Origin of the sequence: Falsiroseomonas selenitidurans (genome assembly GCF_012103215.1) — a bacterium.
Lineage (GTDB): Bacteria > Pseudomonadota > Alphaproteobacteria > Acetobacterales > Acetobacteraceae > Falsiroseomonas > Falsiroseomonas selenitidurans.
This window is the reverse complement of record NZ_JAAVNE010000050.1, coordinates 1-16,460: the sequence shown is the minus strand read 5'-3', so window position 1 is coordinate 16,460 and position 16,460 is coordinate 1. Positions and strand designations below refer to the sequence as shown.

Here is a 16,460-nt window from a genome sequence, read left to right as displayed (position 1 = left end):
GAACAGCAGGCCGGTGCCGTTTCACCGTCTTCGCTTTCGGTGAAACGTCCCCGGCGGCGGCGATCCCCGCTCAGCCTGCCGCCAGCCGGCGCTCCACGAAGTCCAGCCGGTCCTGGCCCCAGAAGATCTCCTCGCCGATCACGTAGCTCGGCGCGCCGAACACGCCACGCTCCAGCGCCGCCTGGCTGTCCGCCTGGCGCTGCGCCAGCCAGCGGGGGTCCTCGGCCAGCGCCAGCAGCGCCTTCGCGTCCAGGCCGCAGCCGGCGATCAGCGCGGCCAGGGTGGCGGGGTCGGCCGGATTGGCCTCCGCCTCCCACAGCGCCTTCAGGATGGCGTGCGCCAGGGCCAGCGCCGGGGCGTCGCCCTCGGTTTCCCGCGCCGCGATCACGCAGGCGGCACCGCGATTCTCGTCATGCGGGAAGTGTTTCGGAGTCAACACGATGGGCAGGCCCAGCGCCTCCCGCCAACGGCGCAGCTCCTGCATGCGGTAGGCCTGGCGCTGCGGGCTGCGCCTGGGCAGCGGCAGGCCGCCGGAGGCCGGGAAGACCGTGCCGCCGAAATCGCAGGGGATCGGGCGGATCGAAGCGCCATGCCGTGCGGCAAGCGCCTCGATCCGCGCCGCGCCGAGATGCGTCCAGGGGCTGTTGAGCGACAGGTAGTAGTCGATGTGCATGGCAGGCTCCTCCGTTGCCGGCATCATCGCGGCCCGCGCCCGGCCCGGCAATGCGGGCGCTTCAGCCCGCCAGGATCGCGGCCAGGGACTCGCCCAGCGCCGGTGCGCCGAAGCCGATGGGGTTGCCGGCCGCGATCCAGTCGCCGCTGTCGAAATCACTGGTCCAGCAGCCGGCTTCCCGCGCGATGGCCAGGGCGGCGCAGGCGTCCCAGGCGTTGATGTGCGATTCGAGATAGCCATCCAGCCGGCCGACCGCGCATTCCACCAGCCCCAGCGTGCCGGACCCGCCGACCCTCAGCCCGGCGCCGGCGCCCATCACCTGCTCCGCCAGGCGGTGGAAGGCGGCGACCGGGCGGCGCAGCGACCAGCCGGCCTCAATGATGGCGCGGCGCATATCCGCCGTGGCGGCGGCGCGGATCGGCTGGCCGTTCAGCCAGGCGCCGCAGCCCGTGGCGCCGGTGAACAATTCGGCCGGCGCGTGGCGGGCGATGGCGCCCAGCACCGCGCGGCCCCCTTGCGCCATGCCGATGGAGACGCACCAGCGGTCCCCGCCGCGCGAGAAGTTGGAGGTGCCGTCGATCGGGTCGAGGATCCACACCGGCCCCTCGCCGGCCACGGCGCCGCCCTGCTCCTCGCCGATGATCGCCTCCGCCGGGAAGTCCAGGGCCAGCCTGGCGCGGATGAAGCTTTCCGTCGCGCCATCGGCCTCCGTCAGGAAGTCCTGCGCGCCCTTGAAGGTGGTTTCCGCCATGCCGCCGGCCCGCATCCGGAAGGCCAGGGAAGCGGCATCCCGGGCGATGGCGGCCGCCACCTGCAGGCGGTGGCGCAGTTCGTCCTCGGTCATCGTCAGCGCTCCACTGGCTGGGCGTTCCGCATCGCCGCGTTGCGGCGTTGGTCAAGGCCGGCGTTGCGGCGTTGGTCAAGGCCGGCGTTGCGGCGTTGGTCAAGGCCGGCGTTGCGGCGTTGGTCAAGGCTGGCGGGGCGCCGGACGCCGGCTACTTGATCCCGGCCCGCATGAAGGATTGCACGAACTGGCGCTGGAACAGCAGGAAGCCCAGCAGCAGCGGCGCCGAGGTCATCAGCGTCGCCGCGCTGATGATCGCCCAATCGATCCCCTGGTCGGTGGAGGCGAACACCGAAAGCCCCACCGTCAGGGGCCGCGTCTCCACGCTGTTGGTGATGACCAGCGGCCAGAGGAAGTTGTTCCAGTGGTAGGAGACGCTGGTCAGGCCATAGGCCAGGTAGGTGGGCTTGGCCAGCGGCACATAGACGCGCAGCAGGATGGCCAGCGTGCCGCAGCCTTCCACCCGCGCCGCTTCCTCCAGCTCCTTCGGCACCTGCTTGAAGGTCTGCCGCAGCAGGAAGATGCCGAAGGCGCTGGCCATGTAGGGCAGGCCGATCGCCAGGATCGTGTCCACCAGCCCCAGCGCCCGCATGGTGCGGTAATTCTCCACCAGCAGGATGTCCGGCATGATCATCAGCTGCACCAGCACCAGCCCGAACAGGATCCCGCTGCCGGGGAAGGCGGCGCGGGCGAAGGCGAAGGCGGCCAGGGTGCACAGCACGAATTGCGCCACCACCACCATCGTCACCAGCGCGAAGGTGTTGAGGAAGTAGCGCGCGAAGGGCGCGGCCTCCCAGGCCGCGGCGAAATTGGCCAGCGTCAGCGGCGCGAAGAGCTCGAAGCGCGTGGCGTAGCCGGTGGGATGGATCGCGGCCCAGACAGCGTAGAGCAGCGGCGCGACCCAGGCCAGCGCCAGCAGCCAGGCCGCCACGGTCTCCAGCAGCGTGCCGAGGCGGGGCAGGGCGGAGGCCTGGGGGATCGTCGTCGCACTCACCGGTAGTGCACCCGCCGGGCGGCGAAGGCGAATTGCGCCGCCGCCGCCAGCGCCAGCATTGCCAGGAGGATCATGGTGAGGGCGGAGGCCGCGGCGGTGTCCCAGAAGCGGAAGCCGAGCTCGTAGATATGCGTCAGCAGCAGCGCCGTCGCGTTGTCCGGCCCGCCGCGCGTCATGACGATGATATGGTCCACCAGCCGGAAGCCGTTGATCACGGCGTTCACCGCGATGAACAGCGTGGTCGGCCCCAGCAGCGGCAGGGTGACGCGCAGGAACACCCGCAGGCGGGAGGCACCCTCGATGGCGGCGGCCTCGTAGAGGTTGGGCGGCACCGCCTGCAGCGCCGCCAGGTAGAAGATCATGAAGAAGCCGGCTTCCTTCCAGACGGCGACGGCGATCATCGCGCCCAGCGCGGTCTCCTGCTGACCGATCCAGTTGGTCGGGCCCCAGCCGAACAGGGTGGCGGTAAGCTGGTCCAGCAGCCCGTAATCGGGCGTGTAGAAGAACAGCCAGAGGTTCGCCACCGCGATCATCGGCAGCACCGTCGGCGTGAAATAGGCGATGCGCAGCGCGGTGCGGCCGGCGAGCCGGCCGTTCACCCACATCGCCATGGCGAGCGCCAGCCCGATCGACAGCGGGATGGTGGCGCCGGCATAGACCAGGTTGTTCCACAGCGCCTGCCAGAACACCGGGTCATCGGCCAGCGCCAGGTAGTTCTCGGCGCCGATGAAGCGCGCGGGCCGGGTGGCCCGCGGCGTGGTGAACAGCGAATGCCAGAGGGTGGCGATCGCCGGGTAGTGGGTGAAGCCCACCAGCAGCAGCATGGCCGGCGTCAGCATCAGCCAGGCATGCAGCGTGGTGCGGGCGGGCTTCATGGCAGGCTCAGCCGCGGAACGGGCGCAGGACGCGCGTGGCTTCGGCCTGGGTGTCGGCCATCGCCTGCTGCGCGGATTTGCCGCCGGAGAGCATGGCCTGCAGGTTGTCGTTCAGCGCCTTGTAGACGCGCTGGTTCTCGAAGGTGGACAACTCGCCGGTGGCGACCGGGATCTGGTCCTTCGCCACCAATGCCGCCGGGAATTCGCTGGTGTAGCGGCGCAGGCTTTCCGTCTCCCACGCCTCGGGGCGCGTCGCCAGGTAGCCGGTCTTCATGCACCAGTCGGCCGCCATCTCGGGCGCCGCCACGAAGCGGGCGAAGCGCAGCGCCGCGGCGCGTTCGGCCGGCGAGGCGTTCTTGAAGATGTAGAGGTTGCCGCCGCCGACGACGGTACGCGGCGCGTCCTTGCCCGGCAGGCCGGCCACGCCGAAGTTGAACCTCGCGTTGGTGCGCATGTTGGTCAGGTTGCCGGTGGTGGACCAGATCATCGCGGTGGTCTGGTTCAGGAAGTCCGGCGCCAGCACGCCCCATTCGATCGAGCCCTGCGGCGTGATGCGGTGCTCGAAGGCCAGGCTGCGCCAGAACTGCGCGGCCTCCACGGCGCGCGGATCGGTGAAGTAGGTCTCCGTGCCGGCATCGTTCATCAGCTTGTGGCCGGCCTGGTTGGCCATGGCGCCGAAGGTCCACTGGCCGTTGCCGGCGCTGCTGGACATCTTCACGCCCCACTTGCCGTCCTGCGTCAGGCGGCGGCCGGCCTCGACCAGCTGCGCCCAGGTGCGCGGCGGCGCTTCCGGGTCCAGGCCGGCGGCGCGGAACCAGTCCTTGTTGTAGAAATAGACGGCGGTGGAACGCTGGAACGGCACGGACCAGGTCTTACCCCCAGCCTTGCTGTTCGCCATGAAGGCCGGGAAGAAGCCGCGCGTCCAGGCGTCCAGGTCACCGGCGCCCTCGATCTCCTCGAAGGGCGTCAGGATGTCCATGTCGCGCAGGCTGTGCAGCTCGGCCGCCAGCAGCACGGAGAAATGCGGGCCGGCGCCGCCACGGATGGCGGTGACGGCCTTGGTCAGCGTCTCGCCGTAATTGCCGGCATAGACCGGGTTCACCTTGATCCCGGTCTCGCGCTGGAAGGCCTCGCAATAGCCGTCGATGATCCGCGGCACCGGGCCGCCGATGGCGATCGGGTAGTAGAAGGTCAGCTCGCGCACCGTCTGCGCGCGGACCAGGGCGGGCGTGGCCAGCAGGCCGGCGCCGGCGACCAGCGCGGCGCGTCGTGTCATCTGCGTCATGGGGAGGGGGGTCCTTTCTCAGCGATAGCGGCGGAGAATGCGTTCGGCCTCGGCCTGGGCGTCGGCCATGGCGGGGGCGGCCGGCTTGCGGCCGGTCAGCGCCGCCTGGAGGTTGTCGTTCAGCGCCTTGGTGACGCGCTGATTCTCCTGCGTCGAAAGCTCGGCCACGGCGAATTCCAGCTGGTCGCGGGCCACCGCGGCGGGCGGGAAGTCGGCGACATGGGCGCGCATGGCCGGCGTCTCGAAGGCCGCCGGCGTCACCGCCACATAGCCGGTGTCGATGCCCCATTGCGCGGCGCGTTCCGGCGTCGTCAGGAAGCGGGCGAAGCGCACCGCGCCTTCACGCTGCGCGGCGCTCGCCGACTTGAACACATACAGATTGCCGCCGCCGGTCGGGCTGCCGCGGCGCTTGCCGGCCGGCAGCATGCCGACGCCGAAGGGGAAGGGGGCGTTGCGGCGGACATTGGTCAGGTTGCCCGTGGTGGTCCACATCATCGCCACCTTGCGCTCGAAGAAGTCGCGCGGCGTGGTGCCCCATTCGACGATGCCCGCGGGGTGCACGCGGTGCTTCATCGACAGGTCCATCCAGTACTGCAGGGCCTCGGCCACTTTCGGGTCGGCGAAGTTGGTGCGGTTGCCCTCGGCGTTCATCAGGCGGACGTCGTTCTGCGTCGTCAGGCCCTGGAACAGCCAGTAGGGGAAGCCGGAGGAGGGGATCTGCATGCCCCACTGGCTGGTGGCATCGCCCTGCCGCTTCGTCAGCTTCTGCGCGAAGTCGACCTGCTGCGCCCAGTCGGCCGGCGGCGTCTCGGGGTTCAGCCCGGCTTCCCGAAAAGCCTCCTTGTTCCAGTACATCACCACGGTGGAGCGCTGGAAGGGCACGCCCCAGGTCTTGCCGGCGGTGCGGCTGTTCTCCAGGAAGCTGGGGTAGAAGCTGTCCAGCCACGCCTTGTCGGTGCCCGGCAGGTCGTCCCAGGCCAGCACCGCGTCCTCGCCGATCAGGGTGAAGATATCGACGGCCAGCAGGCAGGCCATCTGCGGCGCATCGCCGCCGCGCATGGCCGTCAGCGTCTTGGTCAGCGTGTCCTGGTAGCTGCCGGCATAGATCGGCTTCACCCGGAAGCCCGGATTGGCGCGGGCGAAATCCTCGCAATAGCCGTCGATGATGCGGGTGATGGGGCCGCCGACGGCGATCGGGTAGTTGAACACGATCTCCACCGGCGCCTGCGCGCGCAGCGCCGGCGCGGCGAGCAGGGGCGAGGCGGCCAGCGTGCCGAGGGCGAGGCGACGCGTGATGGTCATGGTGGAAGCTCCCGTTTCAGGCAAAGGCGGTTTCACGGACCGGTTCCGGCAGACGCCGGCCGGTTGTGGCGTCGAACAGATGCAGCGCCGGCGGCAGGCGCAGGCGGAGCGCCGTGCCGGCGGGCAGGGCGTGGTGGCCGGGGATGCGCGCCTGCATCGCCTCCGCCCCATCGCCCACGGCGCAGGCCAGCACCGTCTCCGCGCCGAGGAATTCGGCGGCGAGGACGCGCACCGGCAGGCCGGCGCCATCGGTCGGCGCCACCTCCTCCGGCCGGATGCCGAGCGTGGCGCCGGCGGTGCCGGAAGGCGCCACGGTGAAGCCCGGCGCGCCGGCCACCTCCGCGCCCTGCGCGCCCGGCACCAGGCGCAGCAGGGACATGGGCGGGGTGCCGATGAAGCTGGCGGCGAAGGCGGTGGCGGGGCGGGCGTAGAGTTCGGCCGGCGTGGCGTCCTGCTCGATGCGCCCGTCGCGCATCAGCACAACCTGGTCGGCCATGCTCATCGCCTCGGCCTGGTCGTGCGTGACATAGACCATGGTGATGCCGAGCCGCTGCTGCAGCGCGCGGATCTCCCGCCGCATCTCGGCCCGCAGCTTGGCGTCGAGGTTGGAAAGCGGCTCGTCCATCAGGCAGATCGGCGCCTGCGCCACCACGGCGCGGGCCAGCGCCACGCGCTGCTGCTGGCCGCCGGAGAGCTGCGCGGGCCGGCGGTCCAGCAGCCCGGACAGGCCCATCATCTCCGCCGTTCGGGCCAGCCGTGCGGCGCGTTCGGCCTTCGGCGTGCCGCGCGCGCGCAGGCCGAAGACGATGTTCTCCGCCACCGACAGATGCGGGAACAGCGCATAGGACTGGAACACCATGGCGATGCCGCGGGCGGCCGGCGGCAGCGCCACGGCGTCGCGCCCGTTCAGGAAGACCTGGCCGGCGGCTGGCGCCTCCAGCCCCGCCAGCACGCGCAGCAGGGTGGATTTGCCGCAGCCGGAGGGACCGAGCAGCACCACGAAGCGGCCGGGCGCGGCCACCAGGCTCACATCCTGCAGGGCCCTGGTGGTGCCGAAGGCCTTGGCGACGCGATCCAGGCGGATTTCGCCAGAGAGGGTTTCGCCAGGGAGGAGGGGGGCGGGCAACATGGCGCGGCTTTAGCCCCGCGCTGCGACGCGCCGATGACGAAGATGTTGCGTTCGCATGACACGGCCCGGGTTCCCGCCAGGCTCAGGCCGGCCGGCTTGCCTCCTCCGCCAGCCAGTCGCGGAAGGCCGCGCTGCCGCTGCGCGGTGGGCCGGGGGGCAGCAGCAGCCAGTAGTGATCGCCGGTCGCCGCCTGCAGGGGCGAGAGCGGTCGCAGCCGGCGGCGGCGCAGCTCGTCGCTGACGAAGCCCGGCGTGCAGATCACCGCGCCCAGCCCCTCCAGCGCCGCCTGGATGGCGAGCGAGGTGCTCTCGAACAGCAGGGGTGGCGCGGCGGGGGCCGGCCGGCCGGCGGCGGCGCACCAGCTGGCCCAGTCGCGCGGCCGGACACGGCTGCCGAGCCAGGTCAGGCGCTCCAGCCCCTGGCGCGCGGCGGCCGGCGCGGCGAAGGGCGCCACATGCACGGCCTGCAGCCGCACCGCGCCGCGCAGCGGCGGCGTGCCGGCGGGGGCGGTGCGGATGGCGGCGTCCAGCCCCTCCCGCGCGAAATCCACCACGGGGGTGGTCGCCGTCACCACCTCCACCTCCAGCCCCGGATGGCGTTCCCGGAAGCGCGGCAGGCGCGGGATCAGCCAGCGCATGGCCCAGGTGGTGTAGGCGCGGATGCGCAGCGGCGCCGCGGCCGCGCCGCGCAGCGCCAGCGTCGCCGCGGCGATGCCGGAGAAGGCCTGCTGCAGGGAGGCGGCATAGCGCAGCCCGTCCTCGGTCAGCCGCAAGGCATTGGCGCCCCGGTGCACCAGGGTGACGCCGAGTGCCGCCTCCAGCTCCCGGATCCGGCGGCTGATGGCGGGCTGGGTCAGGTTCAGCCGGGCGCCGGCGGCGGTCAGGCTGCCGGTCTCCGCCACCAGGGCGAAGGTGCGCAGCGCGGCCAGCGGCGGGAAGGGATCCTCCATGCGCCACCAGCATAAGCACGGCTTGGGGTAGGGCAAGCATTCCGGGCTGGCGCCGAGACGGATGACGGTTCAGAGAACAGGCAGCGCAGGCCCACCCCGAAGGCCCGCCACATCAGGAGGAACGCACCATGATCCGTCGGCGAGACGCCCTGCTCGGCCTGTCCGGGCTCACCGCAACCCTGGCCGGCACCGCGGGCCAGCCCCGTGCCCAGAGCTTCCCGACGCGCCCCGTGCGCATGGTCATCCCCTTCACCGCCGGTGGCAGCAACGACGTGGTCGGCCGCATGCTGGCCGACGGCATGGCGCAACGCATGGGCCAGCCCATGGTGGTGGAAAATCGCGGCGGCGCCGGCGGGCTGATCGGCAACGACGTCGTCGCCAAGGCGGATCCGGATGGCTACACCATGCTGCTGGCCGGCAGCGGCAGCTTCGTCATCTCCTCCCTCGTGCAGCCGCGCCTGCCCTACGACCCGGTGAAGGACTTCGCCGCCATCTGCTGGCTCGGCGCCTCGCCCAACGTCATCACCGTGCACCCCAGCGTGCAGGCCACCAACCTTCGCGAATTGCAGGCGCTGGGCCGCGCGCGGCGGGAGCCGCTGCGCTACGGCACGCCGGGCGTCGGCACCAACGGCCATGCGCTGGGCGCGATGATCGGCGTGGTGCTGGGCATCGAGATGGAGCCGGTGCACTACCGCGGCACCGGCCCGGCGCTGAACGACCTGCTGGGCGGCCGGCTCGACCTGCTGACCAATGCTTCCGCGCCGCTGCAGCCGCATATCCAGGCCGGCAAGATCCGCGCCCTGGCCATCGCCGGGCGGTCGCGCAGCGTGGCGCTGCCCGAGCTTTCCACCAGCGTGGAGCAGGGCTTCCCGGAACTGGACAGCAGCACCTGGTACGGGCTGCTGGCGCCGGCCGGCACGCCGGCGGAGCGCATCGCGATCCTGCACCGCGCCGCCGTCGCCACCATGAACGACGCGGAGGTGAAGCGCCGCCTGGTCGCCGCCGGCGTCGACGAGATCGCGCCGAGCCCCGAGCCCGCGCATTTCACCCGGCTGCTCGCTTCCGACCGCGCCCGCTGGGAACAGGTGGTGCAGCGCGCGCAGCTTCGCCTCCAGTAGGATCAGCCCCCGATGTCCGACGCCATCCTTCTTTCCACCCAGGCCGGCGTCGCGACGCTGACGCTGAACCGCCCCGCGGTGCGCAACGCCATCGACGATGCCATGCGCGGCGAGATGATCGCGGCGCTGGAGGCGGTGGCGGCGGACCCGTCGATCAAGGCGCTGGTCGTCACCGGCGCCGGCACCGCCTTCTGCGCCGGCGGCGATGTGCGCGGCATGCAGGGCCGCCTGGCCGCCCCGGCGGAGGAGGTGGCGATCAATGGCTGGCGCCGGCAGGCGCGCACGCATCGGGCGGTGACGCTGCTGCACCAGATGCCGAAGCCGGTGATCGCCGCGGTGAACGGCGCCGCCGCCGGCCTCGGCGCCGATGTGGCGCTGGCCTGCGATCTCATCATCGCCGGTGAGCGTGCGCATTTCACCATGAGCTTCCTCGCCCGCGGGCTGATCCCGGATGGCGGCGGCATGTATTTCCTGCCCCGCCGCGTCGGCCTGGCCCGCGCCAAGGAACTGGTCTTCACCGCCCGGCGCGTGGCGGCGGCCGAGGCGCTGGCGATCGGCCTGGCCGACCGCGTGGTGCCGGACGCCGATCTGGCGACGGCGGCGGCTGAATGGGCGGCGCAGATGGGCACGCATTCCGCCGCCGCCCTGGCGCTCGCCAAGGGCACGCTGGACCGCAGCCTGGAGAGCAGCTTCGAGCAGGTGCTGGCGATCGGCAGCCAGTCCCAGGCCATCTGCTACACCACCGCCGAGCACCGCGCCTCCGTCGCCGCCTTCCTGGAGAAGTCGACATCGTGAACCCGCTGGAGGCGCTGCTGCGGCCGCGCAGCGTGGCGGTGGTCGGCGCTTCCGCCGATCCCACCAAGACCGGCGGGCGCCCGGTGGGCTACCTGCTGCGGCACGGATTTGCCGGTGACGTCTGGCCGGTCAATCCGCGCGCGACGGAAATCGCCGGCCTGCCCTGCTACAGGGATGTGGCCAGCCTGCCCGGCGCGCCGGATGTCGGCATCGTGCTGGTCGGGCCGGAACGGGCCGAGGCCGCCGTGCGGGACCTCGCGGCCCGCGGCTGCCAGGCCGCCATCGTGCTGGCGGGTGGCTATGGCGAGACGGGCGAGGCGGGCGCCGAGAAGCAATCCGCCCTGAAGCGCGCGGCGGGGCCGATGCGCCTGCTGGGGCCGAACACCATCGGCGTGGTGAACCTGACCGACCGCATCGTGCTGAGCGCGACGGGCGCGCTGGAATTCCCGGCCTTGCCGCCGGGCGGGCTTTCCGTCGTCTCGCAATCCGGCGGCATCCTGGGCGCGCTGCTGTCGCGCGGCGCCGCGGCGGGCATCGGCTTCGCCAAGCTGGTCGCCACCGGGAACGAGGGCGACCTGGAGGTGGCGGAGGTGCTGGACGCGCTGGTGGACGACCCCGCCACCACCGCCATCGCGCTGTATCTGGAAGGGCTGCGCAACCCGGGGCGGTTCCGCGCCGCCGCCCGCCGCGCGGCTGCCGCCGGCAAGCCGGTGGTCGCCTTCAAGGTCGGGAGGTCGGAGGCCGGGGCGCTGGCCGCCATCTCCCACACCGGGGCCATGGCCGGGGCGGACCGGATGTACGACGCCTTCTTTGCTGGCCTTGGCGTGATCCGCGCGGAGCGCTTTGCCGAATTGCTGGAAGTGCCGGCCGCCCTGGCGCTGGGCCGCCGGGCGGCCGGGTTCCGCGTCGCGGTGCTGACCTCCACCGGCGGGGCCGGCGCGCTGGTGGCGGATGCCGTGGGCCTGGCCGGCGGCACCCTGCCGGCGCCGGATGCGGCGGTGCGGGAGAAGCTTGCGGCGCTGCTGGGGGAGGCGCCGGTCGGCAATCCGGTGGACGTCACCCTGGCCGGGCTGCAGCCGGACTTGTTCCGCGGCGCCATCCGAACCCTGCTGGACAGTGACGGCTACGATCAGCTCGTCGTCGTCGTGGGCAGTTCGGCGCTTGCCCAGCCGGATCTGGTGGCCGATGCGATGCTGGAGGCGCGGGGCCATTCGGTAAAACCGGTGATCGCCTATGTCAGCCCGCATGCGCCGCACATCGCCGCCGGGCTGAATGCGCGCGGCGTGCCGGCCAGCACCACGCCGGAAGGCATTGCCGCCATCCTCGCGGCCCTGGCACGCCCGGTGCCGGCCTTGCCCGAATCCCAGCCGGTGCCGGCGCTGCCGAGCCTGCCCTCCGGCCGGTTGAACGAGGCGGAAAGCAAGGCGCTGTTCGCGCATTTCGGCATCCAGGGCGCGCGGGAGGTCGCCGCCACCACGCCCGAGGCCGCGCAGGCCGCTGCCGCCGGGCTGGGGGATCGCCTGGTGGTAAAGCTGCTGGCGCGCGACCTGGCCCATAAATCCGACATCGGCGGCGTCGTGCTGGGCGTGACGCCGGACCGCGTGGCGGCGGTAGGCGCCACGCTGCTGGCCAGGCTGCCGGGGGCCGAGGGCCTGCTGGTGCAGGAACAGGTCTCCGGCGGCATCGAGATGATTTTGGGAATCGTCCGCGACCCGCATCTGGGCAGCGCGGTGCTGCTCGGCGCCGGCGGCACGGCGGCTGAGGTGTTCGGGGATACCCAGCTTCGCATGCTGCCCCTGACCCGCGCGGATGCGGAGGCGATGGTGCGCGGCCTCAAGGTCGCCCGCGTGCTGGCCGGCTTCCGCGGCGCGCCGCCGGCCGATGTGCCGGCGCTGGTGGACGCCGTGCTCGCCTTCTCCCGCATGGGGGAGGCGCTGGGCGACCGCCTGCTGGAAGCCGAGATCAACCCGCTGTTCGTGCTGCCGGCCGGGCAGGGGGTGCGGGCGGCGGATGGGCTGGCGGTGCTGGCGTAGCCGCGCCGCCCATCTGCTATGAAGGCGCATGGCGCGCCCGATTCGCATCCTTGGCCTCGACCCCGGCCTCCAGCACACCGGCTGGGGGCTGGTGGAGCATGACGGCTACCGGCTGCGCTTCTGCGCGGAGGGGGTGATCTCCACCCGGGCCGGGGAGGATCTGCCGGACCGGCTGCTGGTGCTGCATCGCGGCCTGGCGGAGGTCATCGCCCAGCGGTCGCCGGACGAGGCGGCGGTGGAGAACACCTATGTCGCCCGCAACCCCGAATCGGCGCTGAAGCTGGGCCAGGCGCGCGGCGTGGTGCTGCTGGCCCCCGCCTTGGCCGGGCTGGTGGTGCGGGAGTATGGCGCCATGGAGGTGAAGCGCGCCGTGGTCGGCAATGGCCATGCGGCGAAGGAACAGGTGCAGGCCATGGTCCGCCACCTGCTGCCGGGCGTCACCTTCAAGCGGGCGGATGCGGCGGATGCGCTGGCCATCGCCATCTGCCATGCGCATCACCGTTCCACGCGCAACGCCTTTTCCGCCGCCGTGGCGAAGGCGGCGTCGTGAGGATCGACACGCTCCCTCTGCCGCGTCCGGTGGAGAGCGCCCTCCCATGATCGGCTCCCTCCGCGGCGTGGTGGAGCAGGTGCAGGACGGCGCCTGCGTGCTGGAGGTGAACGGCGTCGGCTACCTGGTGCATTGCTCCCGCAAGACGCTGGACCGCCTGACGGCGAAGGAGGGCGCGCAGAAGCTGCTGGTGGAAACCCGCGTCAGCCAGGACGCCATCACCCTGTTCGGCTTCTTCGACGCGGCGGAACGCGACGCCTTCCTGGCGCTGATCGAGGTGAAGACGGTGGGCCCGCAGAAGGCGCTGCTGGTGCTGTCTGGCCTGGCGCCCGGGGATCTTGCGCGCGCCATCGCCACCAAGGAACGCAAGCGGCTGGCGGATGTGAAGGGCCTCGGCGCGGCCACCGCGACGCGGATCGTGGACGAACCGGCGATGCAGAAATGGGCCGTCGGCCGCGCCATGCCGGAGGAGGACGGCACCGGTGCCGGCGTGGTGGCGCCGCTGGCGGAGCCGGCCGGCGCGGCGGCGGATGCGGTCTCCGCCCTGGTCAACCTCGGCTGGCGGCGGCCGGAAGCGGCCGCGGCCGTCGGCCGCACCCTGCGGCGGCTCGGCGATGACGCGCCGCTGGCCGCCCTCATCACCGAATCGCTGAAGGAGATGGCGCCGCGATGAGCGGGGAGGACCGCCTGACCGCCGGGGCCCGGCAGGAGGAGGACGGCGCGGAGGGCAGCCTGCGGCCGCAGACCCTGTCCGACTTCATCGGCCAGAAGCCGCTGCGCGAGAACCTGCAGGTGTTCATCGGCGCCGCCCGGCAGCGGGCGGAGGCGATGGACCATGTGCTGCTGTTCGGCCCGCCCGGCCTCGGCAAGACCACGCTGGCGCAGATCGTGGCACGCGAACTCGGCGTGGGGTTCCGCGCCACCTCCGGCCCGATCCTGCAAAGGGCAGGGGACCTCGCCGCGATCCTGACCAACCTGCAGCCGCGCGACGTGCTGTTCGTGGACGAGATCCACCGGCTGCAACCGGCCATCGAGGAAACCCTGTACCCGGCGATGGAGGATCATTGCCTGGACCTCATCATCGGGGAGGGGCCGGCGGCGCGCACGGTGCGGATCGACCTGCCGCCCTTCACCCTGGTGGGCGCCACCACCCGCGCCGGCCTGCTGACCCAGCCGCTGCGCGACCGCTTCGGCATCCCGCTGCGGCTGCAATTCTACGAGGTGGAGGAATTGCTGCTGATCGTCCGCCGCGGTGCGGAAAAGCTGGCCTTCGCCCTTTCCGAGGATGGCGCGCTGGAGATCGCCCGGCGGTCGCGCGGCACGCCGCGCGTGGCCGGGCGGCTGCTGCGGCGGATTCGCGACTTCGCCCTGGTCGCCGGCCAGGTGGCGGACCGCGCCATGGTGGATGGCGCGCTGCTGCGGCTGGAAGTGGATGCGAAGGGCCTGGATGCGCAGGACCGTCGCTACCTCCGCCGCATCGCCGAACACCACAATGGCGGCCCGGTGGGGGTGGAGACGCTGGCCGCGGCCCTGGCCGAGAGCCGCGACACGCTGGAGGAGGTGGTGGAACCCTTCCTCATCCAGGAAGGCCTGGTGCTGCGCACCCCGCGCGGCCGGATGCTGGGCGAGCCCGGCTGGCGCCACCTGGGCCTGATGCCGCCCGCCACGAGCCTGGCCCAGTTGGACCTTCTGGCCGCCATGCCGCCGGGGCCGGATGCGCCATGACTGGGCCCGCCTTCGCCGATTCGAAGCGGACGCATCGGTTTCCGATCCGCGTCTATTTCGAGGATACCGACGCCGGCGGCGTGGCCTACCATGCGAACTATCTGAAATGGGCGGAACGGGCGCGCACCGAATCCTTGCGTGACATGGGCTTGCCGCACTCCCTTATGATGGAGCGTTACAACGCAATGCTCGTGGTGCGGCGCATTGAAGTGGAGTATGTGGCGCCCGCCCGGCTCGATGAGGCGCTGCTGGTGGCGACTCGCGTGAAGGGGTTCGGGGCCGCCTCGCTCGACCTGTCGCAGGATGTCCTGCGGGCGGAGGGGGAGGCGGTGCTGGCGCGGATGGCCATCGGGCTGGTCTGTGTCCGGCCCGACGGGCTGCGGCCAACCCGCCTGCCGCCACCCTGGCGGACGGCCCTGGCCGGGCTGGCACCGGTTTAGGTCAAGCCGCCCGGGCCCTGCCCGGCGGATGGATGAGAGGAGACAAGGCTTTGGGCAATGTGACCGCGCAGGCCCTGGCCCCTGTGGCGCACGACCTCTCGCTGTGGTCGCTGTTCCTGCAGGCGGATTGGGTGGTGAAGGGGGTGATGATCTCCCTGCTCCTCGCCTCCGTCTGGGTCTGGGCGATCGTGTTCGAGAAGCTGACCATGCTGCGCCGGGTGAACCGCGCGGCGGATGGCTTCGAGGATCGCTTCTGGTCGGGCGGCAGCCTGGAGGAGCTGTTCGACCGGGAAGGGGAGACACCGTCCAACCCCATCGCTGCCGTCTTCGGCGCCGCCATGCGCGAATGGCGCCGCTCCTCCGGCCGCGCCATGACCAGCGACCTGGCGGTGGTCGGCATGAAGGAACGCGTGGAGCGCGCCATGACGGTCGCCATCACGCGGGAGATGGAGCGGCTGGAGCGCTGGATGGTGTTCCTGGCGACGGTCGGCTCCGCCGCGCCCTTCATCGGCCTGTTCGGCACCGTCTGGGGCATCATGAACAGCTTCTCGGCCATCGCCGGCATGCAGTCCACCAACCTGGCGGTGGTGGCGCCGGGCATCGCGGAGGCGCTGTTCGCCACCGCCATCGGCCTGGTCGCGGCGATTCCGGCCACCATCGCCTACAACAAGCTGGCCACCGACCTGGGCCGCTTCGGCGGCAGGCTGGAAGCCTTCGCCGCCGAGTTCGGCGCCATCCTGTCCCGCCAGTCCGAGGCCGCGATGGCCGAGCCCCCCCGCCCGGCACCTTCCCGCCAGCCGGCGGAGGGCTGAGCCATGGCCGGCGGTGGCGGTTTCGGCGGCAGGAAATCGGTGCGTGGCGGCCGCGCCAGCTTTCGCCCGGTCAGCGAGATCAACGTGACGCCGCTGGTCGACGTGATGCTGGTGCTGCTGATCATCTTCATGGTGGCGGCACCGCTGATGACCGTGGGCGTGCCGGTGGACCTGCCGCGCACCCAGGCCAGCAACCTGAACCAGGAACAGGAGCCGCTGACCATTTCCGTCACCGCGGCGGGCACGGTCTTCCTGCAGGAGACGGAGGTGGAGCTGGACGCGCTGGTGCCGCAGCTGCGCGCCATCCTGGCCAACAACCAGCAGGCGCCGGGCCAGCCGGAACGCCGCATCTTCGTGCGCGGCGACCGCGCCATCAGCTATGGCCGGGTGATGGAGGTGATGGGCACCGTCAGCGCCGCCGGCTTCACCCGCGTGGCGCTGCTGGCGGAAAGCCCGCAGGGCGGCGCCGCGCCGCGCCCGGCCGGTCGCTGAGTTGCGGCCTTGAGCGGCGCCCTTCTGCACCATCCGGACCCGGACCGGCTGCCGCGCTGGGTGGGTGTTTCCTTCGGCCTGCATGTGCTGCTGGCGCTGGCCGCCTTCCTGTATGGCACGGTGCAGCCGCTGCCGGCGCCGGAGGAACTCTCCGTGGTGGTGGAGTTCCAGGCCCCGCCCAGCGTGGCCCAGGCCGACCAGCCCGCGCCGGCGGCGCCGACCGACCCGGTGCCGGCACCGCCCGATCCCTCGCCGCAGCCGCCGACGCCGGACGCGCCGACCGACCAGCCGGTTTCCCGCATCGACATGGTGTGCTGCCGGAACCTGCTGATCTACCTCGGGGCGGCGCTGCAGGACCGGGCCATGTCGCTGTTCCACTATGCGCTGCGGCCGGGCGGCTTCCTGTTCCTCGGCATCTCCGAGACGCTGTCGCGCCACGCGGAG

At 72.2% G+C, this 16,460-nt stretch carries 18 protein-coding genes; 10 read left to right on the top strand and 8 right to left on the bottom strand.

Features of this window, described 5'->3' with window-relative positions:
• Positions 1–70: 70 nt before the first annotated feature.
• From HEQ75_RS22445 to HEQ75_RS22410, 8 genes are all read right to left on the bottom strand, one after another.
• Positions 71–673: a 2-hydroxychromene-2-carboxylate isomerase gene (locus tag HEQ75_RS22445; protein WP_168034387.1), complete on the bottom strand. Its 603-nt coding sequence runs from the start codon at positions 671–673 to the stop codon at positions 71–73.
• A 61-nt stretch (positions 674–734) separates the two neighbouring features.
• Positions 735–1,517, bottom strand: coding sequence for an inositol monophosphatase family protein (locus tag HEQ75_RS22440; RefSeq protein WP_168034360.1), 783 nt, complete (start codon positions 1,515–1,517; stop codon positions 735–737).
• Positions 1,518–1,668: 151 nt separating this feature from the next.
• Positions 1,669–2,511 carry a carbohydrate ABC transporter permease gene (locus HEQ75_RS22435; RefSeq protein ID WP_328734683.1) on the bottom strand — a complete coding sequence of 281 codons (843 nt, stop codon included), beginning with the start codon at positions 2,509–2,511 and terminating at the stop codon, positions 1,669–1,671.
• The gene (locus tag HEQ75_RS22430; RefSeq protein ID WP_168034359.1) at positions 2,508–3,386 is read right to left on the bottom strand and encodes a carbohydrate ABC transporter permease; all 879 of its coding nucleotides are present in this window, start codon (positions 3,384–3,386) and stop codon (positions 2,508–2,510) included. Before HEQ75_RS22430 ends, HEQ75_RS22435 begins: the two co-directional genes overlap by 4 nt.
• A 7-nt stretch (positions 3,387–3,393) precedes the next feature.
• Positions 3,394–4,671 (bottom strand): ABC transporter substrate-binding protein, encoded by a 1,278-nt coding sequence (locus HEQ75_RS22425; protein WP_168034358.1) that lies wholly within the window; start codon positions 4,669–4,671, stop codon positions 3,394–3,396.
• An 18-nt stretch (positions 4,672–4,689) separates the two neighbouring features.
• Entirely contained in the window at positions 4,690–5,973 is a 1,284-nt protein-coding gene (locus HEQ75_RS22420; protein ID WP_168034357.1) for an ABC transporter substrate-binding protein, read from the bottom strand.
• Positions 5,974–5,989: 16 nt separating this feature from the next.
• On the bottom strand, positions 5,990–7,102 hold the full coding sequence (locus HEQ75_RS22415) for an ABC transporter ATP-binding protein (RefSeq protein ID WP_168034356.1): 1,113 nt from the start codon (positions 7,100–7,102) through the stop codon (positions 5,990–5,992).
• A gap of 82 nt (positions 7,103–7,184) precedes the next feature.
• A complete protein-coding gene (locus tag HEQ75_RS22410) occupies positions 7,185–8,051 on the bottom strand; it encodes a LysR substrate-binding domain-containing protein (protein WP_168034355.1) in 867 nt (288 codons plus the stop codon).
• A gap of 128 nt (positions 8,052–8,179) precedes the next feature.
• Here HEQ75_RS22410 and HEQ75_RS22405 point away from each other — a divergent pair, with 128 nt between their 5' ends.
• The 10 genes from HEQ75_RS22405 to HEQ75_RS28440 all read left to right on the top strand — a co-directional run.
• Complete coding sequence (locus HEQ75_RS22405; protein WP_168034354.1) at positions 8,180–9,169, top strand: Bug family tripartite tricarboxylate transporter substrate binding protein; 990 nt, start codon at positions 8,180–8,182, stop codon at positions 9,167–9,169.
• A gap of 12 nt (positions 9,170–9,181) precedes the next feature.
• Positions 9,182–9,964: an enoyl-CoA hydratase/isomerase family protein gene (locus tag HEQ75_RS28445; protein ID WP_235962057.1), complete on the top strand. Its 783-nt coding sequence runs from the start codon at positions 9,182–9,184 to the stop codon at positions 9,962–9,964.
• Positions 9,961–11,997, top strand: a complete 2,037-nt coding sequence (locus HEQ75_RS22400; protein WP_328734679.1) for an acetate--CoA ligase family protein — start codon at positions 9,961–9,963, stop codon at positions 11,995–11,997. The genes HEQ75_RS28445 and HEQ75_RS22400 overlap by 4 nt, the downstream gene beginning before the upstream one ends.
• Before the next feature lie 28 nt (positions 11,998–12,025).
• Entirely contained in the window at positions 12,026–12,547 is a 522-nt protein-coding gene (ruvC, locus tag HEQ75_RS22395) for a crossover junction endodeoxyribonuclease RuvC (protein WP_168034352.1), read from the top strand.
• A 46-nt stretch (positions 12,548–12,593) separates the two neighbouring features.
• On the top strand, positions 12,594–13,220 hold the full coding sequence (gene ruvA / locus HEQ75_RS22390) for a Holliday junction branch migration protein RuvA (RefSeq protein ID WP_168034351.1): 627 nt from the start codon (positions 12,594–12,596) through the stop codon (positions 13,218–13,220).
• Positions 13,217–14,272 (top strand): Holliday junction branch migration DNA helicase RuvB, encoded by a 1,056-nt coding sequence (ruvB, locus tag HEQ75_RS22385; protein WP_168034350.1) that lies wholly within the window; start codon positions 13,217–13,219, stop codon positions 14,270–14,272. Before ruvA ends, ruvB begins: the two co-directional genes overlap by 4 nt.
• Positions 14,269–14,712: a YbgC/FadM family acyl-CoA thioesterase gene (locus tag HEQ75_RS22380; protein WP_168034349.1), complete on the top strand. Its 444-nt coding sequence runs from the start codon at positions 14,269–14,271 to the stop codon at positions 14,710–14,712. The genes ruvB and HEQ75_RS22380 overlap by 4 nt, the downstream gene beginning before the upstream one ends.
• A gap of 32 nt (positions 14,713–14,744) precedes the next feature.
• Positions 14,745–15,524: a protein TolQ gene (gene tolQ, locus HEQ75_RS22375; RefSeq protein WP_168034348.1), complete on the top strand. Its 780-nt coding sequence runs from the start codon at positions 14,745–14,747 to the stop codon at positions 15,522–15,524.
• Positions 15,525–15,527: 3 nt separating this feature from the next.
• Positions 15,528–16,016, top strand: coding sequence for a protein TolR (gene tolR / locus HEQ75_RS22370; protein ID WP_168034347.1), 489 nt, complete (start codon positions 15,528–15,530; stop codon positions 16,014–16,016).
• A gap of 9 nt (positions 16,017–16,025) precedes the next feature.
• On the top strand, positions 16,026–16,460 hold a 435-nt coding region (locus tag HEQ75_RS28440), incomplete at its 3' end, for a CheR family methyltransferase (RefSeq protein ID WP_328734675.1).

Bases quoted from the DNA above. Each gene is read 5' to 3' on its own strand.
- HEQ75_RS22445 (WP_168034387.1), bottom strand. From the start codon at position 673: ATGCACATCGACTACTACCTGTCGCTCAACAGCCCCTGGACGCATCTC.
- HEQ75_RS22440 (WP_168034360.1), bottom strand. From the start codon at position 1,517: ATGACCGAGGACGAACTGCGCCACCGCCTGCAGGTGGCGGCCGCCATC.
- HEQ75_RS22430 (WP_168034359.1), bottom strand. From the start codon at position 3,386: ATGAAGCCCGCCCGCACCACGCTGCATGCCTGGCTGATGCTGACGCCG.
- HEQ75_RS22425 (WP_168034358.1), bottom strand. From the start codon at position 4,671: ATGACGCAGATGACACGACGCGCCGCGCTGGTCGCCGGCGCCGGCCTG.
- HEQ75_RS22420 (WP_168034357.1), bottom strand. From the start codon at position 5,973: ATGACCATCACGCGTCGCCTCGCCCTCGGCACGCTGGCCGCCTCGCCC.
- HEQ75_RS22415 (WP_168034356.1), bottom strand. From the start codon at position 7,102: ATGTTGCCCGCCCCCCTCCTCCCTGGCGAAACCCTCTCTGGCGAAATC.
- HEQ75_RS22410 (WP_168034355.1), bottom strand. From the start codon at position 8,051: ATGGAGGATCCCTTCCCGCCGCTGGCCGCGCTGCGCACCTTCGCCCTG.
- HEQ75_RS22405 (WP_168034354.1), top strand. From the start codon at position 8,180: ATGATCCGTCGGCGAGACGCCCTGCTCGGCCTGTCCGGGCTCACCGCA.
- HEQ75_RS28445 (WP_235962057.1), top strand. From the start codon at position 9,182: ATGTCCGACGCCATCCTTCTTTCCACCCAGGCCGGCGTCGCGACGCTG.
- ruvC (WP_168034352.1), top strand. From the start codon at position 12,026: ATGGCGCGCCCGATTCGCATCCTTGGCCTCGACCCCGGCCTCCAGCAC.
- ruvA (WP_168034351.1), top strand. From the start codon at position 12,594: ATGATCGGCTCCCTCCGCGGCGTGGTGGAGCAGGTGCAGGACGGCGCC.
- ruvB (WP_168034350.1), top strand. From the start codon at position 13,217: ATGAGCGGGGAGGACCGCCTGACCGCCGGGGCCCGGCAGGAGGAGGAC.
- HEQ75_RS22380 (WP_168034349.1), top strand. From the start codon at position 14,269: ATGACTGGGCCCGCCTTCGCCGATTCGAAGCGGACGCATCGGTTTCCG.
- tolQ (WP_168034348.1), top strand. From the start codon at position 14,745: ATGAGAGGAGACAAGGCTTTGGGCAATGTGACCGCGCAGGCCCTGGCC.
- tolR (WP_168034347.1), top strand. From the start codon at position 15,528: ATGGCCGGCGGTGGCGGTTTCGGCGGCAGGAAATCGGTGCGTGGCGGC.